This is a genomic window from Bradyrhizobium sp. AS23.2, from assembly GCF_001908185.1.
Lineage (GTDB): Bacteria > Pseudomonadota > Alphaproteobacteria > Rhizobiales > Xanthobacteraceae > Bradyrhizobium.
In genome coordinates this window covers 99,667-119,643 of record NZ_LGHM01000125.1, presented here as the reverse complement: position 1 = coordinate 119,643, position 19,977 = coordinate 99,667, and the positions used below count along the sequence as shown (strand labels likewise).

The window sequence follows — 19,977 nt, the reverse complement described above, 5'->3', positions numbered from 1 at the left end:
CCGAGCGCAGGCGGGTGAAGCCGAGCCGGTCGCGCAGCGCGCGGAACAGGATCGCGTCGGCGAAGCCGGAGCGCTTGCCCTGTTCGAGCGCGGCAAGGCCGCTTTTCATGCCAATATCGAACAGCCGCTGTTTGAAGGGCGTCGCGTCCATCACCTTGGCGCGGACGTCGGCCGCGATCGATTCCCAGACTCGCGGTGCGAACAGCACGAACGTCGGCGCGATCTCGCGCAGATCGTTCATCATGGTGTCGGGCTCTTCGACGAAGTTGATCTTCATCCGGCACAAGAGGCCTTTGCCGAGCACATAGACTTGTTCCATGATCCAGGGCAGCGGCAGCACTGAGACGTATTCGTCGTCGGGGCCCTTGGGGTCGAAAGCGAGGTAGGTCGCGCAGTGGCCGAGCACGCGGCCGGCGGCGAGCATGGCAAGCTTCGGGTGCGACGTGGTGCCTGAGGTGGTGCAGAGGATGGCGACATCCTCGCCCTTGGTTGCGTCCACGAGGCGATCGTAAAGCTCCGGCTCTCGGGCGGCCCGAGCGCGGCCGAGCTCGGCGAATTTCTCCGCCGACATCAGCCTGGGATCGTCATATTTCCGCATCCCGCGCGGGTCGGTATAAATGATGTGCTTCAGCCTCGGCACGCGCTCGGCGAGCACAAGCAGCTTGTCGACCTGCTCCTCGTCCTCCGCGAAAACCAGTTGGGCTTCGCCATAGTTGAGAAGGTAGGAGGCTTCTTCGTCGAGCACGTCGCGATAGAGCCCGAGGCTCAAGCCCCCGATCGCATGCGTCGCCACTTCCGCCGCGACCCAGTCGGGCCGGTTGTCGCCGATGATGCCGATGACGTCGCCGCGCCCCAGGCCCAGCTCGACGAGGCCGAGCGCGAAATCGCGCACCCGCGTCTGGTAGTCATTCCAGGTGAACGGGCGCCAGAGGCCGAGATCCTTTTCGCGCAATGCGATCTCGTTGCCGTGCTCTTTCGCGTTCAGCCGCAGCATCTTGGGATAGGTGTCGGCCTGCGCGACGCGGCCTGCGTAATCCATCATGCCGCGCTCTCCTGCGCCGGCGGAGCATCGTCCGGATCGACCAGCGCCTCGTCCTCCTCGCCGAGATAGGCGCGCTTGACGTGAGGATCGGCGAGCACGGTCGCCGGATCGCCCTCGGCGATCTTACGGCCGAAATCCAGCACCATGACGCGGTGGGAGATGTCCATCACAACGCCCATGTCGTGCTCGATCATCACCACCGTCATCCCGAACTCCTCATTGAGGTCGACGATGTAGCGGGCCATGTCCTCCTTCTCCTCGAAGTTCATGCCGGCCATCGGCTCGTCGAGGAGGATGAGGCGCGGCTCCAGCGCCATGGCGCGGGCGAGCTCCACGCGCTTGCGCAGGCCGTAGGAGAGGGTGCCGGCGGTCGCTTTGCGCACCGACTGGAGGTCGAGGAAATCGATGATCTCTTCCACCTTGCGGCGGTGCTCGAGTTCTTCCTTGCGCGCGCCGGTGAGCCAGTACAGCGAGCCGGTGAGGAAATTGTTCTTCAGGAGGTGATGGCGGCCGACCATGATGTTGTCGAGCACGCTCATGTGGTGGAACAATGCCAGGTTCTGGAAGGTGCGGCCGATGCCGAGCGAGGCGCGCGCATTTGGCGTCAGGCCGGTGATGTCGCGGCCCTGATAGAAGAGCTGGCCTTCCGTCGGCTTGTAGCGGCCGGAAATACAATTCACGATCGAGGTCTTGCCGGCTCCGTTGGGGCCGATGATCGAGAACAGCTCGCCCTCCCTGATGGCGAAGCCCACATCGGTCAACGCACGGACGCCGCCGAATCGCAAGGACACGCCGCGCACTTCGAGACTGGTAGCCACCAAACAAATCCCTCCCCGGTGACGGCGCGTTCAGCGGCGCTCTTTGTCCGTTCCTGTCGGGCGATCCTAGTACGGTCGTGCCGGTGAGGCCATGCAGCTAATGGTCTCGACCGGAGCCGCGCCACTCTCGTCCCGTTTGGGATCAAAAGCCGCATCGCCCGAGGTGGCTCTCAATAGGGGAAAGCGCTATTTTGAAATGTCTCCCGCCTGACAATTCTGCGACAAAGTTTTTCGGGTGGCAGCGACCTTCGTCTTTCGTCGGATGGCGGTCGAAATGGTGATGCTGCAATGCAACATGGAAGCGGAGTGACGAAACGGTGCGGCTGGCTTCGGGATCATGATTTCAGAGGATCATCTGAAGCGCGTTGCTGCCTGGTCGCGCGAGCTCACGGAAGCGGAGATCGAGGTCGCTCGCGCCGGAATCACGGAGCGATCCTACGGCACCGGTGAGACCGTGTTCATGCGCGGTGACACATTCGACTATTGGGCCGGCATGGTCTCTGGCCTTGCCCGGATGGGCGGGGTCTCGCGCGACGGCAAGGAGACGAGCCTGGCCGGGCTGACGGCAGGCGCCTGGTTCGGCGAGGGTAGCGTGCTCAAGAACGAGCCGCGCCGCTATGACGTGGTCGCGCTCCGCAACAGCCGCGTCGCGCTGATGGAGCGCGGCGCCTTCATGTGGCTGTTCGAGAACAGCGTCGGCTTCAACCGCTTCCTGGTGCGCCAGCTCAACGAGCGGCTCGCCCAGTTCATCGGCATGCTCGAGGTCAACCGCACGCTCGATGCCACCGCCCGTCTCGCCCGCAGCATCGCCTCGCTGTTCAACCCGATCCTCTACCCGGAATCGACCGCGCATCTGGACATCACCCAGGAGGAGATCGGCGCGCTTTCCGGCATGTCCCGCCAGAACGCCAACCGCGCGCTGAACCGGCTGGAGAAGGAGGGGTTGCTGCGGCTGGAATATGGCGGTGTGACGATCCTCGATATTGAGCGGCTCAGGAACTACGGGGAAGAATGATGAACTGGGCTCTCCGGATCATTCTGTGCTCATAGAATTTGACCATCGCGGATCGGACTCGCCTTACGTCGAGCGCGTATGGCGCAGCCGGAGCCGGAGCGGTGGCTCGTTCCTGTCGATGGCTGAGGGAAATATCGAGCTCGTTGTGACCAGGCTGCCGGAGTTTTTGGCGGTGAATCTCAGAGGGCCGGTGACCCGCGGGGCGCTCGTTGAATGTCCGCCGAATGGCGAATGGCTTGCCATACGTTTTCGACTGGGAACCTACCTTCCGAAGATACCGACGACCGTCTTGATCGACCGTCACGATGTACAATTGCCGGTGCTCCCCAACGGCCGTTTTCTGTTTTCGGATCTGAGCTGGGAAATTCCGAGCTACGACAATGCCGAGCATCTCGTCGCTCGCCTTGCGCGCGCGGGCGTCATTGCACGCAGCCAAGCAACCGATGCGGCGGTTGACGGCGATGTCGACTGGATGAGCCAGCGTTCGGTTCAGCGACATTTTCGCCGTGTCACGGGCATGACGTTCAGCAGCTATCAGCAAATTCAGCGTGCGCGTCGCGCTGCAGATTTGCTGGTGAACGGGAGCTCCGTGCTCGAGGCGACATCCGACGCTGGCTATTTCGACCAGGCCCACCTGACCCGCTCGGTCAGGCAACTGATCGGCATGACCCCCGCGCGCCTCGCACGCGAGCGGCCGCAATTGTCGTTTTCGTACAAGACAACGACGTCCTGACCGCGATACTCTTGGCTGGCTCCCGCCCAGGTGGTGGCAGCCAACCCCGGGGGCTGCCGTGACCTTTCAGGCTTATCTCGACAATATTCAGGCTAAGACCGGCAAAAGCCCGGACCAGTTTCGCAAATGGGGGAAGGACAGGGGCTTTTCGACCGCGACGGGATTGGCGGCCGGGATAAAGGCGGGCGCCATCGTCGCCGCACTCAAGGACGAGTTTGGCCTGGGCCATGGCCATGCAATGGCGATCGTCGCCCTTCTCAAGGGTGGAAAGAAGTAGGGTGACGCCGATGAACAAGTCGAGACGAGTGGCCGGCTATGTGATGAGCGGGCTCGTCATTGCCTTCATGCTGTTCGATGCCGGGATGAAACTCGTCCCACTGGATGTTGTCATCAAGGCGACAGCCGAGCTCGGCTATCCCCCTTCAGCCGAACTGGTGCGCGCGTTGGGCGCTGTGGCTCTGGTCTGTACCGCGCTCTATGCTTTCCCTCGGACTGCTATGCTCGGCGCGATCCTACTGACCGCCTACATGGGCGGCACCGTTGCTGTTCACCTCCGGGTTGGCAACCCGCTCTTCACCCATATGTTGTTCGGCGTGTATCTGGCCGTTCTTGCATGGGGCGGTCTCTATCTGCGCGACACCAGGCTGGCAGCGCTGCTGCCGCTGAGGTCTCCATCTGCCCGACGGACTGAGGAGCGTGCTGGCGCCTGTCCCGTCATCCCGCATTAGCCGGGGCGCGCGCCGGCCACAGATCTTCGCGCCAGCGCACGGCAATCGCCAGCATCGCGATGATGCCCGAGACCGCATAGACCGAGCCCATTGCGGAATAGCCGATCAGGTCGATCAGGCTGCCGGCGGCGAGCAATCCGAGCGGCAGGCCGTAGATCACCATCATCCGCACGCCCATGACGCGACCGCGCAGATGGGCGCTTGCCGTGCGCATCAGGATCACGGCCGCCGCGATCATCGACATGCTCTGTGCAATGCCGGTGAGCACGAGGCAGGCCATCGCGACCGGCATGGTCCGGATTTCCACGAACACCAGCAGCATCGCATACCAGGCCAGCGTCGCGCCGATCAGGAGCCGGGCGATGCGCACCCCGCTGACGAGGCTGAGCGTGATGGAGCCGGTCAGCGAGCCCACGGCAAAGCTCGCCGAGAGGTAGCCGAGACCGGTCTGGTCGGTGTGGAAGATGTCGCGCGCGACAAAGGGCAGCAATCCGTTGGTGATTGGAAAGGCCGTGAGGTTGGCCAGGAAGGCGACGCAAAGCGCCGCGCGCATCCCGGGGCCGTTCCAGGCGTAGACGATGCCTTCCTTCAGGTCGCCCAGCAATCGCGAGACCGCGTGGCTGTTCGCGGGCAGGTCCGTCGTGGTGACCGATTTCTCCGGCCGGGTCAGGCAGAACATCAAGATCGCGGCGACGAGATAGAAGCCGGTGATCGCGGCATAGACGAGGCCGATGCCGAGCAGGGCGAACAGGCCCGCGCCGGTCAACGCGCCGGCAATGCGTGCGCTGTCCTGGGTCGTGCGCGCCAGGCTGATGGCGCCCACCAGCTGCCCGGGGGGCATGATGTCGGCAAGCAGCGCGCCGCGCACGCCGAGATCGGACGGGCGGATCAGGCCCATGCTCGCGACGATGATCATGACGTTGAGCGGCGCCAGATGGTGGGTCAGCGCCAGCACCATGATGGTCGACGACAGCACCGTATAGGCAAGGCGCATCACGATCAGGAGGTCGCGGTGACCCATGCGGTCGCCGACCATCCCGAGCACCGGCGCAATCAGCGTTCCGACATATTGCAGCGACGCCATGATGGTGAGCAGCAGCACCGAGCCGGTTTCGACCATGATGTACCAGCCGAGCACCAGCGTCTCGACCTCGAACGCCCAGGAGGTCAGCAGATCGGACGGCCACTGGAAGCGATAGTTGCGGATGCGAAATGGTGCGAGCGCCGAAGGCCGCGCGGTCGTGGTCAAGATGCGATGACGGGTTTCACGGCGATTCCCTGCCCTTATTCTTCTTTGTCTTCTGTTCGGCAGAGTAGCGGTGATGATGCCTGTGTCAATTGACGCTATCGCATGCCGACATGTGGCATCTGCTTGCGGCTTGGTGCGCAGCCGCCGCTTGCTCTTCCGCCGCGCCGAGCCCATTCTGGCTTGCATCCTGGCCCACTCCGTAGAGGCCAGCAGATCGCGCCATCGCGGCTTCCGCGAGGTTTTGGGCCATGACGTGCTCGGGTTGCGGTTCTGAGGTTCAGAGCGGCTTTGCCTTCTGCCCGAAGTGCGGGACGAAGCAGCCGAGCGCGTGCCCTGGCTGCGGCTTTCTATGCGCACCGGATTTCGCATATTGCCCGAAATGCGGCGCCCTCGTCGGCGAGGCCCCCAAAGGCGGCGGGCAGGCGAGCCCGCTAACAATTCCGATCAGGTCTTCCTCGCCACCGCTCGCGCCGACGGTCGAGGTTCAACAGGCATCGCGACCGCAGCCGGACAAAATCGATAGCGAGGCAAACCGGCGGACCATCACCGTGCTATTTGCCGACCTCAGCGGCTTCACCGCGATGAGCGAGCGGCTCGACCCCGAGGTCATGCAGTCGCTTCAGAACGAATTGTTCGAGGAGCTGACGGCCGCGGTGCAGAGCTTTGGCGGCTTCGTGGACAAGTTCATTGGCGATGCGCTGTTTGCTCTGTTCGGTGCGCCGGCCGCGCACGAGGACGACCCGGAGCGAGCGGTCCGCGCTGCCCTCGACATGATCAGCCGGACCGCGCGCCTCAGTGAACGCGCGAAGGCCTATGCCGGTGCACCGCTCGTGCTCCATGTCGGCATCAATACCGGGCACGTCGTTGCCGGTGGGCTGGGTGTGGGCGTTGCCAAATCCTATTCGGTGACCGGCGACACGGTGAATACCGCCCAGCGACTGCAGTCGATGGCATCTCCGGGCGAAGTGCTGGTCGGGCCTTTGACCCACCGTCTGACGCGGCACGCGTTCTCCTATGACTCGCTTGGCGAGGTTTCGCTCAAGGGCAAGATGGGCAGCGTTCTGGTCCATCGCCTGAAGGGACCGTTGGACACGCCCCGTGCGGCACGAGGCCTCGATACGCTGGGCCTCGATGCGCCGCTGATCGGGCGCGACGCCGAGCTTGCCCGTCTGATCGCCAGTCTCGATCGCGCGTGCGGCGGCGCGGCTCAACTGGTGCGGCTGGTCGGCGAAGCCGGCATCGGGAAAACACGCCTGGTCAACGAATTCGTCGCCCGCGTCGGCGATGAGGATCGCTTCGCAGGCGTGGCGATCCGGCAGGCAGTCTGCTCACCGCTCGGCGAACAATCCTACGGCACGCTCGCCGCCGTGCTGCGCAGCGCCTACGGCATCGCACAGAAGGCCAGCGCCGCAGAGGCAGGGGCCAAAGTTGCGGACGCGCTGTCGGAGCTTGGCCTCGCGGCCGAGGAGGCCGATCGCCTGATGCCCCTCTACTTGCACGTTCTAGGCCTCGGCGACCGCGACGCCGAGCTCAGGCATGTCGAACCTGAACAGCTGCGTCGGCAGATATTTTTCGCGATACGCACCGCCTTCGAACGCCGCCTGGCCTTGTCGCCGCTGCTGATCATCGTCGAGGATCTGCATTGGGCCGATGCGGTGTCTCTCGAAGCATTGCGGTTCCTGATGGACCGGCTGGAACGGACGCGGCTGATGCTGCTGTTTACACACCGGCCGATGCTGGAGCTGGACCAGTTCGGTTCAAGTCGCATCAGTCACACAACCCTGCGGCTGCCTCCGCTTGGCGACGCCGACGGGCAAAGGCTGCTCGCGGCCTATTTCAATCACGGCTGGCGTGAGCCGCCGGGACCTCTGTTCAGTCGAATCCTCGAGCGCGCGAGCGGTAATCCGCTTTTCCTCGAGGAAATCATCCGCGGCCTGATCGAAGCCGGCGCCCTCGAGCGTGACGGCGCGCAGTGGTGGATCAAGTCGGATGAGGCCGCCGCCGATATCCCGGCGAGCATCCAGGCGCTGTTGCTGGCACGCCTGGACCGGTTGCCGCACGAGGTGCGCCACCTGGCCCAGGAGGCCGCGGTGATCGGACCGCGATTCGATGCGGCTGTTCTGGGTGCGGCGACAGCCGGGCGGGCGAGGGTCGAAGCCGGGCTCGAGCTTCTGTGCGATGCCGAGATCGTCGAGGAGGTCGCGGGCTCGAACTCGATTTCGCTGCGGACCTACCGCTTCACGCAAACCATGCTTCAGGACGTGATCTACCAGAACCTGCTTCTGCGGCGCCGGATCGAGCTCCATGGACGGATCGGTGCCGCGCTCGAGCGGCTCTATGGCAACGAGCCCGAGCGGCTCGAGGATCTCATCCTGCTCGGACATCATTTCAGCCTGAGCGCGAGCAAGCCGAAAGGTGCGCGCTATCTGCGCATGGCCGGCGATCGCGCACGCGCGAGCTATGCCAATGACGATGCCATCCGCTTCTACCAGCAATCCCTCGCCGTGCTGTCGGCCGGCGATGAACGGGAGCCGGAGCGCCTCGTCCTGTACGAGCGGATCGCGGACCTCTGTCGCGTGGCCGGCCGCCGCAGTACGGCCGAGGAGCATTACCAGAGCGCGCTGGAGGGGCACCGCACGGCAGAGGACCGCATCGGCGAAGCGCGAATTCTTCGCAAGATCGGCCGATTGTTGTGGGACGCCGGCAAGCGCATCAAGGCAGAGGCGAACTATGCGGAGGCGGCTGAACGGCTTGGCGGGACCGAAGCGCCGATCGAGTGGGCGCAGCTCTTGGAGTGGGCAGACCTCCAGCAAGAGCGGGGCCGCCTCGCGTTTCGCGTGGGTGACCACGTCGCCGCCGCGAGATGGGCAGACGAGGCGCTCGGCTATGCACGGTCCGTGCCGGCGGACGCGGACGAGCAGGCCGGGCGCGAGGCGGCGCGCGCCATTGCGGAGGCGCTCAACACCAAGGGGGTTGCCCTGGCGCGGCTTGGACGACATCAGGAGGCGGTGCGCGAGGTGGAGCAAAGTGTCGCGGCGGCCGAAGCTGCCGGCCTCCTCAACGTGGCCTGTCGCGGCTACACCAACCTTGGCGTGCTCTACACGATCGTCGACCCCGCGGAAGCCATGGAGGTTTGCCGGCGCGGGCTCGATGTCGCGCATCGTATCGGCGATCTCGGCTTCCAGGCGCGCCTCCTCGCCAATTTCGCAGTCGCCTGTTGCACCTTCACGGACAGATGTACCGAGGAGGGGGTGCCGGCTGCGGAGAAGGCGATCGAGATCGACCGTGCGCTCGATCAGCGCGAGCATCTCCCGGTGCCCTTGATCGTGCTCGGGCAGATCCATCAATGCCATTTCCGTCCCGACCTCGCCGCGCGCTGCTACAGCGAGGCCATCGCGGTGGCGAGCGAGACCGGCGAGCCGCAGCAGCTGTTTCCGTGCTATGATGGTCTGGCGACACTGAACCTTGATCGAGGCGATATGCCCGAGGCCGAGCGGTATTTTGCGCTGGCCGATGATGTCTGCGCCCGGCACGGGCTCGATCCCGCAGGGCTGATCGTACTGCCATTTCTTGACTAGCCAATTTGAGGGAGGTCAATCATGTCAGATCGTCACGTCGATGGACCGCTTCAGCCGGGCGATCGCGCACCGAACGTCGTGCTGGACGCCATCACACGCGAAGGAAAGATCGCGCTCGATGACTATCGCGGGCATAGTCCGATACTGGTCGGCTTGTTTCGTGGCCTGCATTGCCCGTTCTGCCGGCGCCATATCGCGGCGCAGGCGCAGCTTGACGGAGCCCTGCGCGGGAAGGGCATCGAAAGTCTCACGATCGTCAACACGCCGATCGACCGGGCGCGGCTTTACTTCCGCTATCATCCATTGCCCAACTTGCTCGCCGCGTCCGACCCCGATCGGGTCTCGCACCGCGCATTCGGCCTGCCCAACGTCGAGTTCACGGAGAACGAGACCGAGTGGCCGCGCAAGGTGGGCATGGACGTGGTCATGACCATGCAAGTCGAGATGCCTGGCGTATTGCCGGCCCCGATGAACCGGCCGGCGGCCGCCGAGTACCTCAACAACAAGGACGGCTACGAGATGACCGAAGCCGATCAGCGCATGGCGGCGACCGGCACCGGCCAGCTGTTCGGCCAGTTCCTGCTCGATCGGGAGGGGATCGTCCGCTGGACGTTTACTGAGGTTCCTGGCGGCGGCCAGCGCATGTTCGGAGCGCCGAGTCCGCAGGAGCTGATGTCGGCCGCCTCGCAGGTGGCAAGCTAGGCACCGGCGCCCGGCGGTCGGTTAACCCTTAGGCCGCTTCTCGGCGAGCGCTGCCGCCATCGCCGAGATCAGCGGACGCATGAAATAGGCGTCATCCACCGGCGAGACGTCTGTGCGCAGGCCGTGCGCGGCGAGCTCACCCGAGACTGCCGGCCCCACCGAGGCGATCAGCGTTCGTTCGAAGCCGGTGCGCAGCTTCGCCTCGCTGCCATGCGCCTTCGCGGCCCCGATCAGGCGGCGGACCTGGCCGAGATTGGTCAGCGCGATGGAATCGATGCGTCCCTCGGCCATGTCGTTGATGGCGGTGACGATGTTCGCATCCGCTGCCTTGGAATCGTAGACGTAAGGAAGCACGGTATCGACCTCGGCCCCCTGCGCGACAAGCGCGGCGGTCAGCGCGAAGTGGTCCTTGTCCGGATAGAGCTGGAGGCCGAGGCGCCGTCCCTTGAGGTCGAGCTTGCCCAGCATCTCGATCACGCCCTCGGTGGTCGGCTTCTCCGTGGTCTGCTGCGCCTCGAGGCCGACCTCGCGCAGCGCTTTGCCGGGCTTCGGCCCGCGGGTGAATTTTCGCGACTTCGCCAGCGCCGCCACAAGCTCGCCGTCGAGACCGCGGGCGACGGCGAGCTTCATGATCCGCCGCAGGCCTTCGCCGGTCATCAGCACGAGGTCATCGAAGGGCCTGTCGATGGCGCGGCGGATCCAGGCTTCGACGGGGGCGGGGTCGGGCGCATCGTGAATGGTGAACATCGGGCACTGCACGACATCGGCGCCTTGCTCGGCGAGCAGCTTTGAAAATTGCGCTTCCTCGCGCGTTTCCAGGATCAGGATGCGGTAGCCGTTCAAGCGATCGGCCATGGGCGTGCTCCGGTGATAAATCGCAATCGTCCGTTCATCCTGACTCTGTGCCCGGGATTGGCGCAAGGGTAGGTCGGTGATAGAGCAGGGCGCAAATCGCAGATCGTTCCGCATCATTTGCCCAAACCTTCATCAAGAGCCATGCCCGATCATCAATATGTCCTGACCCTGTCCTGTCCGGATCGCCCCGGCATCGTCTCGGCAGTGTCGACCTTCCTGGCCCATAACGGACAGAACATTCTCGACGCCCAGCAGTTCGACGACGTCGAGACCAAGAAGTTCTTCATGCGGGTGGTGTTCACCGCGGCCGATCTCGCCGTGGAACTGTCGGCGCTGCAGACCGGCTTTGCCGCGATTGCCGAGCGTTTTGGCATGGAGTGGCAGATGCGCGACCGCGCCGCGCACCGCAAGGTGATGCTGCTGGTGTCGAAGTCCGACCACTGCCTGGTCGACATCCTCTATCGCTGGCGCACCGGCGAATTGCCGATGACGCTTGCCGCGATCGTCTCCAACCATCCGCGAGAGGTCTATGACGGGCTCGACTTCGGCGGCATCCCATTCCACCATCTGTCGATCACCAAGGAGACCAAGCGCGAGCAGGAGGCGCAGATCCTGGATCTCGTCGCCAAGACCGGGACCGATCTCGTCGTGCTCGCCCGCTACATGCAGATCCTGTCCGACGATCTCTCGGCAAAACTGTCGGGGCGCTGCATCAACATCCACCACTCGTTCCTGCCGGGCTTCAAGGGCGCAAAGCCCTATCACCAGGCCCATGAGCGCGGCGTGAAGCTGATCGGCGCCACCGCCCATTACGTCACCCACGACCTCGACGAGGGCCCGATCATCGACCAGGACGTCGAGCGCATCAGCCACCGCGACACGCCGGAGGATCTGGTTCGCAAGGGCCGTGACATCGAGCGCCGCGTGCTCGCGCGCGCGATCCGCTACCATCTCGACGACCGCGTCATCCTCAACGGCCGCAAGACGGTGGTGTTTGTAGATTAGCGAATCGTAAGTTGCTCTCCATTCGCCATACGCCTTACTTAACGCGCCGGGCCGCCCGAGGTTGAGCCGGTTGCGCCCTTCTGCGCCTGCTCTTCCTTCTCGCGATCGGCCGCCGGCATCAGCCGCTTGCGTTCGCGTTCCTTCATGTAGGCGTCGTATTGCGGCGTGCCCGGACGCGGCGGAGCATCGGCCGGAAGGCCGCCGGCCCATTGCGGGACGTAGTCCCCCATGCCGGCCGAAAGCTTTTCGTTGACGGTGCCGCAGCCAGACAACCCCGCGGCGAGCGCAACGAGGGTGAGGACGGAGCGGAAGGGCTTAGGCATTGTGTGAGCGCGCGCGAGTTCTGTCATTGGACGCCAGATCAGCCTGGCGCTGGGAGACTAGCCTTCAACAAGGTAAAGTAGACTTATTCGAGATGGGTAATTTGTTACCGGGCGGCCGCTGGCTGGGGCCCTGCCGATGTACAAATTCTGCAAAAGAAAGACGAAATCCTCCATCCACGCGGTCGAGCGCGTTTCTAGACTGCGACAGGAGGCTCGCGACAAATTGGCTTGGTCAGCGGAGGGGCTTTTTCGTTGACAGGTCCATTCTATTTGTACAATCGTACAAATAGAAGCGGCCAAGATCGGAGGGCACGGGTTACCCCGACGTAACCGCGACACCGCTCCCCGCCATCGGCAATCGGAACGCTCGGCTTGCGCCGAATGGTCACCAAACGTCCGATTGACAATGAGGGCGCGAAGGACGCCATGTGGCGCGCGATTTCGCTCATGCGTGAGCTAAACTGAGGCAAGGATCGGGCACTCGGTCCGGTGCACAAAGAGGTCAGGAATGAAGGGGAGGGACATCTGATGTTCGAACGTAAACAGTTTTCTCGGGCGGCCGTCGTCGCCGCCATCGCGGGCCTCGTGGCCGGCGCGCCTGCCAAGGCCGAGGATACCGTCAAGGTCGGCTTGATTCTGCCGATGACCGGCGGCCAGGCCTCGACCGGCAAGCAGATCGAGAACGCGATCAAGCTCTACATGCAGCAGAAGGGTGACACCGTCGCCGGCAAGAAGGTCGAGATCATCCTCAAGGATGACGCGGCGATTCCGGATAAGACCAAGACCGCCGCGCAGGAGCTGATCGTCAACGACAAGGTCAATTTCATCGCCGGCTTCGGCGTGACGCCGGCAGCCCTCGCCGCCGCGCCGCTGGCAACGCAGGCCAAGATTCCGGAAGTCGTGATGGCGGCCGGCACCTCCATCATCACCGAGCGTTCGCCCTACATCGTGCGCACCAGCTTCACGCTGGCGCAGTCCTCGACCATCATCGGCGACTGGGCGGTGAAGAACGGCATCAAGAAGGTCGCGACGCTGACCTCCGACTACGCACCGGGCAATGACGCGCTGAACTTCTTCAAGGAGCACTTCACCGCCGGCGGCGGCGAGGTGGTCGAAGAGGTCAAGGTACCGCTCGCCAATCCGGACTTCGCGCCGTTCCTGCAGCGCATGAAGGATGCCAAGCCCGACGCGATCTTCGTGTTCGTGCCGGCAGGCCAGGGCGGCAACTTCATGAAGCAGTATGCCGAGCGCGGCCTCGACAAGGCCGGCATCAAGGTGATCGGACCGGGCGACGTCACCGACGACGATCTGCTCAACAACATGGGCGACGCCGTCCTGGGCACCGTGACCGCGCATCTCTATTCCGTGGCGCATCCCTCGCAGATGAACAAGGATTTCGTCGCCGCCTACAAAAAGGCCTTCAACAGCCGTCCGGGCTTCATGGCCGTGGGCGGCTATGACGGCATCCACCTGATCTACGAGGCGCTGAAGAAGACCAATGGCGACACCGACGGCACCAAGCTGATCGAGGCCATGAAGGGCCAGAAGTGGGAGAGCCCGCGCGGCCCGATCTCGATCGACCCGGAGACCCGCGACATCGTGCAGAACATCTACATCCGCAAGGTCGAGAAGGTCGACGGCGAGCTCTACAACGTCGAGTTCGCGACCTTCGACGCCGTCAAGGACCTCGGCAAGACCAAGAAGTGACGCGCGAAAGCGCGTCATCCCGAGGCGCGCGTAGCGCGCATCGGGGATATCGACGTTGTTGAAGCAAGATTCCGGGTTCAGCGCTGCGCGCTGCCCCGGAATGACGAGTGTTTACCAAGGTTCACCTGCTTTCGATGACCGCAATCCTCACCAACCTGTTCGATGGCGTTGCCTACGGCATGCTGCTGTTCGTGCTCGCCTGCGGGCTTGCGGTCACGCTCGGCCTGATGAACTTCGTCAATCTCGCCCACGGCGCCTTCGCCATGGCCGGCGGCTATGTCTGCATGGTGCTGGTCAACCGCATGGGCTGGCCGTTCTTCGCCGCGCTGCCGCTCGCCTTCGTCTCGGCCGCCGCGATCGGGATCGCGCTCGAGCGCACGCTGTATCGGCACCTCTACGCGCGTAGCCATCTCGATCAGGTGCTGTTCACCATCGGTCTGACGTTCATGTCGGTCGCCGCCGTCGACTACATCCAGGGCTCGTCGCGGGTCTTCATCAATCTGCCCGCCGCGCTCCAGGGCCAGTTCGACGTATTCGGCGTCGGCATCGGCCGCTACCGGCTGATGATCATCGTAATCTGCGGCCTGCTCACCATCGGTCTCCAGATGGTGCTGGCCAAGACCCGCTTCGGCAGCCGGTTGCGCGCGGCCGTTGACGATCCGCGCGCTGCGAGCGGCCTCGGCATCAACGTGCCGCAGGTGTTCGCCTTCACGTTCGCGTTTGGATGCGGGCTCGCCGGCCTCGGCGGCGCGCTGAGCGCGGAGATCCTTGGCCTCGATCCCTATTTCCCGCTGAAGTTCATGATCTACTTCCTGATCGTGGTCACCGTCGGCGGTTCCTCCTCGATCACCGGCCCGTTCCTGGCCTCGCTCCTGCTCGGTATCGGCGACGTCGCCGGCAAATATTACGTGCCGAAGATGGGCCCCTTCGTGATCTACACCATGATGATCGTGATCCTGATCTGGCGCCCGAATGGCCTGTTCGGCCGGGCGGCAGCGCGTTGAGTTCGCCGATGAACGCTTCTTCCGACGTCGGTTATCACGCCCAGCGCCAGGCGCGCTGGCACTATGGCGAAGTCGCCTTCTGGCTCATCGTGCTGGCCTGCGGCTTCCTGTTTCCCACGCGCTATCTGATCATGACGGACATCCTGCGGCTTGCGCTGTTTGCGATGTCGCTCGATCTCATCCTCGGCTATGCCGGAATCGTCTCGCTCGGCCACGCCGCCTTCTTCGGCGTCGGCGCCTATGCGGCGGGGCTTCTTGCGCTTCACGGCATCATCAACGAGCCCGTGCTCGCGCTTGTCGTTGCAGGGCTCGCCGCGATGGTGCTCGGTTTTGCCACCAGCTTCCTGGTGATCCGTGGCGTCGACCTGACACGGCTTATGGTCACGCTCGGCATCGCGCTGCTGCTGGAAGCACTCGCCGAACGCTTCTCCAATATCACCGGCGGCACCGACGGCCTGCAGGGCATCGAGATGCAGCCGATCTTCGGCCAGATCCCGTTCGACATGTTCGGCAAGGCCGGTTTCTTCTATTCGCTCGCCGTACTGTTCTTGCTGTTCCTGTTCGCCCGCCGTGTCGTGCACTCGCCGTTCGGCCTGTCGCTGCGGGCGATCAAGAACAATCCGCTGCGTGCGGCGGCCATCGGCATCCCCGTCAACCGCCGCCTGATCGCGATCTATACGCTCGCGGCGTTCTATGCCGGCATCGCAGGCGCGCTGTTCACGCAGACCACCGCGATTGCCTCGCTGGACGTGTTCGCCTTCGAGCGCTCGGCCGACCTGATGCTGGTGCTCGTCATCGGCGGCACCGGCTATCTCTATGGCGGGCTGATCGGCGCCGTGATCTTCCGCATGCTCCAGGAATTGTTCTCCACCATCACCCCGCAATATTGGCAGTTCTGGATCGGCCTCGTGCTGGTCGTAATCGTGCTGGTCGGCCGTCAGCGCCTGCACCGATGGGTGCTGTATGTGCCTAACCTGGTCATCAAGCAGGTGGCTGGGCGCAGGGCCGTCGTCGCCGTGCCGGAGAGCGACGCATGACCATCGCGCTCGAAACCCGGAATCTCGAAAAGACGTTCGGCGGCCTGCGCGTCACCCGCGATCTGTCCCTGAGGATCGAGCAGGGTGCCCGCCATGCCTTGATCGGCCCGAACGGTGCCGGCAAGACCACGGTGATCAATCAGCTCACCGGCGTGCTCAAGCCGAACTCGGGCCGCATCCTGCTCGAAGGCCAGGACATCACCGACCTGCCGGTGCACAAGCGCGTGCTGCGCGGCCTCTCGCGCACGTTCCAGATCAACCAGCTCTATCCCGACCTGACGCCGCTCGAGACCATCGGCCTTGCCGTCTCCGAACGCCTCGGCCATGGCGGCGACTGGTGGCGTCGAATGGGCACGCGCAGCGACGTCAATGACGAGATCGCTGATCTCCTGACGCGCTTCCATCTGCTCGACGTCATGAACGAGCAGACCGTGACGCTGCCTTATGGCAAGCAGCGGCTGCTCGAGATCGCGGTTGCGATCGCGGCCAGGCCGCGCGTGCTGCTGCTCGACGAGCCGGCCGCCGGCGTGCCCGAGAGCGAGCGCCACGACATTCTGGCGGTCGTCGGCGCGCTGCCGCGCGACGTCACCGTGCTGCTGATCGAGCACGACATGGACCTCGTCTTCTCCTTCGCCGACCGCATCTCGGTGCTGGTATCGGGCGCGCTGCTCACCGAAGGCCCGCCCGACCAGGTCGCGCGCGACCCGCAGGTCAAGGCGGTCTATCTCGGCGAGGAGGCGGTCAATGTCTGACCTGCTCGCGATCGACTCCCTTCGCGCCGGCTATGGCGAGGCGGTGGTGCTGCCCAACATGTCCCTGCGCCTCGCCGAGGGGCAGGTGCTGGCGCTGCTCGGGCGCAACGGCACCGGCAAGACGACGCTGATCAACTCCATCGTCGGCGTCACCCGCCGCTTCTCCGGCACCGTCGCGCTCGCCGGCACGGACGTCACGAGTTTGCGGCCCGACCAGCGGGCACGCGCCGGCATCGGCTGGGTGCCGCAGGAGCGCAACATCTTCCGCTCGCTGACGGTGGAAGAGAACATGACCGCGGTGGCACAGCCCGGCCCCTGGACCGTCGAGAAGGTCTACGAGATGTTCCCGCGCCTGAAGGAGCGGCGGAGCAATTTCGGCAACCAGCTCTCCGGCGGCGAGCAGCAGATGCTGGCGATCGGCCGTGCGCTGACCCTCAACCCGAAGGTCTTGCTGCTGGACGAGCCGACCGAGGGCCTTGCCCCCATCATCGTCGAGGAGCTTCTGAAGGCGATCGGCGCCATCACCCGGGCCGGCGGCATCTGCTCGATCATCGTCGAGCAGAATGCCCAAAAGATTCTGGGGCTCGCCGACCGCGTTGTGATATTGGAGCGCGGAACGATCGTCCACGACGCCCCGAGCGCCGCGCTGAAGGCCGACCCATCGGTCCTGGAGCGTCACCTCGGCGTCGCCGGAGCGGCCGCCCACTAGAAATCCCGGGAGTAAAAAAATGCAGCGAACCAAAGCCCCCTTCCGCGCCGACGAGGTCGGCAGCCTCCTGCGCCCCGCCAAGATCAAGGAAGCCCGCGCCAGGCTCGAGAAGGGCGAGATCTCGGCCGACGATCTGCGCAAGATCGAGGACATGGAGATCGAGAAGGTCGTGCACAAGCAGGCCTCAGTCGGCCTGAAGCTCGCGACGGACGGCGAGTTCCGCCGCTCCTGGTGGCATTTCGACTTCCTGGCCAAGCTCACCGGCTGCGAGATGTTTCACCCCGACACCGGCATCCAGTTCACGGGCGTGCAGACCCGTCACGACGCCGTGCGCGTGATCGGCAAGCTCGACTTCCCCGACGACCATCCGATGCTGGATCACTTTCGTTTCCTGAAGAAGTGCGCGGACCAGGCCCACGTCACCGCCAAGATGACGATCCCGTCGCCCGCGGTGCTGCACTTCCGCGGCGGCCGCAAGTCGATCTCCAAGGACGTCTATCCCGATCTCGACGCCTTCTACGAGGACCTCGGCAAGACCTACCGCAAGGCCGTCAAGGCGTTCTACGACGCCGGCTGCCGCTATCTCCAATTTGACGACACCGTATGGGCCTATCTCTGCTCGCAGGACGAATTGCAGAAGGCGCGCGAGCGCGGCGACAATCCGGACGGCCTCCAGCAGATCTACGCGCGCATCATCAACTACGCGCTGGCCGAGAAGCCCGCCGACATGGTGGTGACGACCCACGTCTGCCGCGGCAATTTCCGTTCGACCTGGATCTCCTCGGGCGGCTACGAGCCAGTCGCCGAGACCATGCTCGCCGGTACGAACTACGATGGCTACTTCCTCGAATACGACAGCGACCGCGCCGGAGGCTTCGAGCCGCTGCGCTTCCTGCCCAAGGGCAACAAGGTCGTCGTGGTCGGCGTCATCACCTCGAAGTTCGGCGAGCTCGAGAAGAAGGACGACATCAAGCGCCGTCTGGAGGAGGCCTCAAAATTCGCGCCTCTGGAGCAGCTCGCGCTGTCTCCGCAGTGCGGTTTTGCTTCGACGGAAGAGGGCAATATCCTCTCCGAGGAAGAGCAATGGGCCAAGCTCAGCCTCGCGGTCGAGATCGCCAAGGAAGTGTGGGGGCAGTGATCCGGCGCAGCCGGGGCATCGCGTAAGCGAGGCATCAGAGCTGCAAGATCGGCGACATCAGAGCGGGGCCGGACTTGTCCGCCCCGCTTCTTTTTTGTGCAGCAGAGTGTCGCGGATCAGCCGCTGCGCCGGCGCCTCGAACCAGCGATAGGTGAGGTACGAGGCGACGAGCGTCGGCAGCACGAAGGCCGCCCAGAACAGGTGATTGCCATAGGGAATCGGTCGCTGCATGGCGGCGCAGGCGAGTGCGATGACGAGCTGGATGGGGAAGTGCAGGAGATAGCAGGAGTAGGTCATATTGCCGGCCACCTCCAGCAATGTCTCGATCCGTCGCGGCAAGATCAGCTGGCCCGAGCAGCAGAACAACAGGATCGGCGCGTAGGTCAGCAGCAGCGGTCCGGCGACCGGAACGAGCTCGATGTCCGCCAGCCAGAGCGCCGCCGGCATCGCGATGGCGGCACACCCGGCCATCGCTTCCAACATCCGTCGATGCTGGGAAAAGGCGACGGCCTGCCGGGCCATGGCGGCAAGCCCGCCTGCATAGAAGAAAGCCAGGCTGGTTCCGACCTGGGTACCGAACGTGATTGCGGCGAGGATCACGACCAGATTGAGCAGCGGGGATGCGGTCACAAAGCGCAGCGCTAGGAAGAAGATCGCATAATCCAGGATCTCGACCGAGACCGACCAGATCGGCCCGTTGAAGCTTTCGCTGCGTGGCGGCAGCCAGTCGCTCGCCATGAACAGCTGCGCGACGAAGTGCGGGACATCGTTGTTCTGATAGACGAAGTAGAAGCCATGCTGCGCGAAATAGATCGGCTGCAGCACGGCAACCAGCAGCAACGTCGCGATATGGAGCGGGTAGAGTCGCGACAGCCTGTACACGAAGAAGGTTCTGCCGTCGATCGTGCGATCGGCAACGACGGCGCGATACTTCCAGAAGAAGATGAAGCCCGAGATGCACCAGAAAAACCAGACGCCGTACTCGCCGGCCTCATAGAATGGGAACAGAGCGTGGTAGAACGGCAGCTCGCTTCTGGTGAGATTGACGCGGGGGCCGGCAGCGAAGGCGAAGTGCTGATAGTGCCACAACAGGACGGCGACGGTTGCAAGGAAGCGCAACCCCTCCAGTCCCAGAAGCTTCTGGGCCTCCGGCAATGTCGACGTTTTCGGCATGACGATATTGCCTCGGCTAACCCGGCCGCGTCATTGGCCCCAGCATCTCGTGGATCTCGTCGGTCATGACCGCGAGCAGCGCTGCGAGCGCGAGACAGGCGCTGCCATGTTCGCGCTTGGTCTGGAGTGGCGCGCCGTAATCTTGCGATCTTGCCCACCGATGGACCGCAAACGCGGCGGCGGGCTCCGCCTTGAGCGCTGCTTCGCTCGATGGTGCACCTTGCGGGAAGCCAGGTTGTGGTCCGAATATGACGGAGAGGGCGGTGCCGACAGCGGCAACGAATTTTCCCACAAGTTCCCCCAGCAATCAGTCCACCAACGAGTTGGTGTTGCTGGCATTATAGGATAACGATATGCGGTAGGACAGAGCAGCCTCAGGTTGCGTTCGACTATTTCGCCGGCTGTTGCA

20 protein-coding genes are annotated in these 19,977 nt (G+C 64.3%); 13 read left to right on the top strand and 7 right to left on the bottom strand.

The window, feature by feature from the left end; all coding sequences use genetic code 11:
* Together AC630_RS26125 and AC630_RS26120 are read right to left on the bottom strand one after the other, a co-directional pair.
* The coding region (locus tag AC630_RS26125; RefSeq protein WP_143198318.1) for an AMP-binding protein at positions 1-1,042 on the bottom strand (1,042 nt) is incomplete at its 3' end.
* Positions 1,039-1,860 (bottom strand): ABC transporter ATP-binding protein, encoded by an 822-nt coding sequence (locus AC630_RS26120; RefSeq protein ID WP_074121295.1) that lies wholly within the window; start codon positions 1,858-1,860, stop codon positions 1,039-1,041. The genes AC630_RS26120 and AC630_RS26125, both read right to left, overlap by 4 nt.
* A gap of 337 nt (positions 1,861-2,197) precedes the next feature.
* Here AC630_RS26120 and AC630_RS26115 point away from each other — a divergent pair, with 337 nt between their 5' ends.
* The 4 genes from AC630_RS26115 (at position 2,198) to AC630_RS26100 (ending at position 4,336) form a co-directional block, all read left to right on the top strand.
* Positions 2,198-2,875, top strand: coding sequence for a Crp/Fnr family transcriptional regulator (locus AC630_RS26115; RefSeq protein ID WP_074121278.1), 678 nt, complete (start codon positions 2,198-2,200; stop codon positions 2,873-2,875).
* A gap of 145 nt (positions 2,876-3,020) precedes the next feature.
* Entirely contained in the window at positions 3,021-3,608 is a 588-nt protein-coding gene (locus tag AC630_RS26110) for a helix-turn-helix transcriptional regulator (RefSeq protein ID WP_167561286.1), read from the top strand.
* 58 nt (positions 3,609-3,666) lie between these two features.
* Complete coding sequence (locus AC630_RS26105; RefSeq protein WP_074121276.1) at positions 3,667-3,885, top strand: DUF4287 domain-containing protein; 219 nt, start codon at positions 3,667-3,669, stop codon at positions 3,883-3,885.
* Positions 3,886-3,895: 10 nt separating this feature from the next.
* Positions 3,896-4,336: a DoxX family protein gene (locus AC630_RS26100; protein ID WP_083636401.1), complete on the top strand. Its 441-nt coding sequence runs from the start codon at positions 3,896-3,898 to the stop codon at positions 4,334-4,336.
* Here the strand turns inward: AC630_RS26100 and AC630_RS26095 are convergent.
* Entirely contained in the window at positions 4,323-5,585 is a 1,263-nt protein-coding gene (locus tag AC630_RS26095; RefSeq protein ID WP_074121274.1) for an MFS transporter, read from the bottom strand. The two genes, AC630_RS26100 and AC630_RS26095, sit on opposite strands and share 14 nt — an antisense overlap.
* 248 nt (positions 5,586-5,833) lie before the next feature.
* Between AC630_RS26095 and AC630_RS26090 the strand changes: the two genes are divergently transcribed.
* Together AC630_RS26090 and AC630_RS26085 are read left to right on the top strand one after the other, a co-directional pair.
* Entirely contained in the window at positions 5,834-9,163 is a 3,330-nt protein-coding gene (locus AC630_RS26090) for an adenylate/guanylate cyclase domain-containing protein (RefSeq protein WP_074121273.1), read from the top strand.
* Between the two features lie 21 nt (positions 9,164-9,184).
* Entirely contained in the window at positions 9,185-9,865 is a 681-nt protein-coding gene (locus tag AC630_RS26085; protein WP_074121272.1) for a redoxin domain-containing protein, read from the top strand.
* Positions 9,866-9,886: 21 nt separating this feature from the next.
* On the opposite strand, the gene AC630_RS26080 is transcribed toward AC630_RS26085, so the two are convergent.
* On the bottom strand, positions 9,887-10,720 hold the full coding sequence (locus AC630_RS26080; protein WP_074121271.1) for a uroporphyrinogen-III synthase: 834 nt from the start codon (positions 10,718-10,720) through the stop codon (positions 9,887-9,889).
* A gap of 141 nt (positions 10,721-10,861) precedes the next feature.
* Between AC630_RS26080 and purU the strand changes: the two genes are divergently transcribed.
* On the top strand, positions 10,862-11,725 hold the full coding sequence (purU, locus tag AC630_RS26075; protein ID WP_074121270.1) for a formyltetrahydrofolate deformylase: 864 nt from the start codon (positions 10,862-10,864) through the stop codon (positions 11,723-11,725).
* Between the two features lie 38 nt (positions 11,726-11,763).
* On the opposite strand, the gene AC630_RS26070 is transcribed toward purU, so the two are convergent.
* On the bottom strand, positions 11,764-12,048 hold the full coding sequence (locus AC630_RS26070) for a hypothetical protein (RefSeq protein WP_074121269.1): 285 nt from the start codon (positions 12,046-12,048) through the stop codon (positions 11,764-11,766).
* A gap of 528 nt (positions 12,049-12,576) precedes the next feature.
* Between AC630_RS26070 and AC630_RS26065 the strand changes: the two genes are divergently transcribed.
* From AC630_RS26065 to AC630_RS26040, 6 genes are all read left to right on the top strand, one after another.
* A complete protein-coding gene (locus AC630_RS26065; RefSeq protein WP_074121268.1) occupies positions 12,577-13,755 on the top strand; it encodes an ABC transporter substrate-binding protein in 1,179 nt (392 codons plus the stop codon).
* A 134-nt stretch (positions 13,756-13,889) separates the two neighbouring features.
* Entirely contained in the window at positions 13,890-14,759 is an 870-nt protein-coding gene (locus tag AC630_RS26060; protein WP_074121294.1) for a branched-chain amino acid ABC transporter permease, read from the top strand.
* A gap of 8 nt (positions 14,760-14,767) precedes the next feature.
* Positions 14,768-15,796, top strand: coding sequence for a branched-chain amino acid ABC transporter permease (locus AC630_RS26055; protein ID WP_074121267.1), 1,029 nt, complete (start codon positions 14,768-14,770; stop codon positions 15,794-15,796).
* Positions 15,793-16,548 (top strand): ABC transporter ATP-binding protein, encoded by a 756-nt coding sequence (locus AC630_RS26050; protein ID WP_074121266.1) that lies wholly within the window; start codon positions 15,793-15,795, stop codon positions 16,546-16,548. Before AC630_RS26055 ends, AC630_RS26050 begins: the two co-directional genes overlap by 4 nt.
* Complete coding sequence (locus AC630_RS26045) at positions 16,541-17,257, top strand: ABC transporter ATP-binding protein (protein ID WP_074121265.1); 717 nt, start codon at positions 16,541-16,543, stop codon at positions 17,255-17,257. Before AC630_RS26050 ends, AC630_RS26045 begins: the two co-directional genes overlap by 8 nt.
* Positions 17,258-17,276: 19 nt before the next feature.
* Positions 17,277-18,395, top strand: coding sequence for a cobalamin-independent methionine synthase II family protein (locus AC630_RS26040; protein ID WP_074121264.1), 1,119 nt, complete (start codon positions 17,277-17,279; stop codon positions 18,393-18,395).
* A 57-nt stretch (positions 18,396-18,452) separates the two neighbouring features.
* Here the strand turns inward: AC630_RS26040 and AC630_RS26035 are convergent, their stop codons facing one another.
* Both AC630_RS26035 and AC630_RS47235 read right to left on the bottom strand, forming a co-directional pair.
* The gene (locus tag AC630_RS26035) at positions 18,453-19,568 is read right to left on the bottom strand and encodes an acyltransferase family protein (protein ID WP_167561285.1); all 1,116 of its coding nucleotides are present in this window, start codon (positions 19,566-19,568) and stop codon (positions 18,453-18,455) included.
* A 16-nt stretch (positions 19,569-19,584) separates the two neighbouring features.
* Positions 19,585-19,875: a hypothetical protein gene (locus AC630_RS47235; RefSeq protein ID WP_245330518.1), complete on the bottom strand. Its 291-nt coding sequence runs from the start codon at positions 19,873-19,875 to the stop codon at positions 19,585-19,587.
* Positions 19,876-19,977 lie beyond the last annotated feature (102 nt).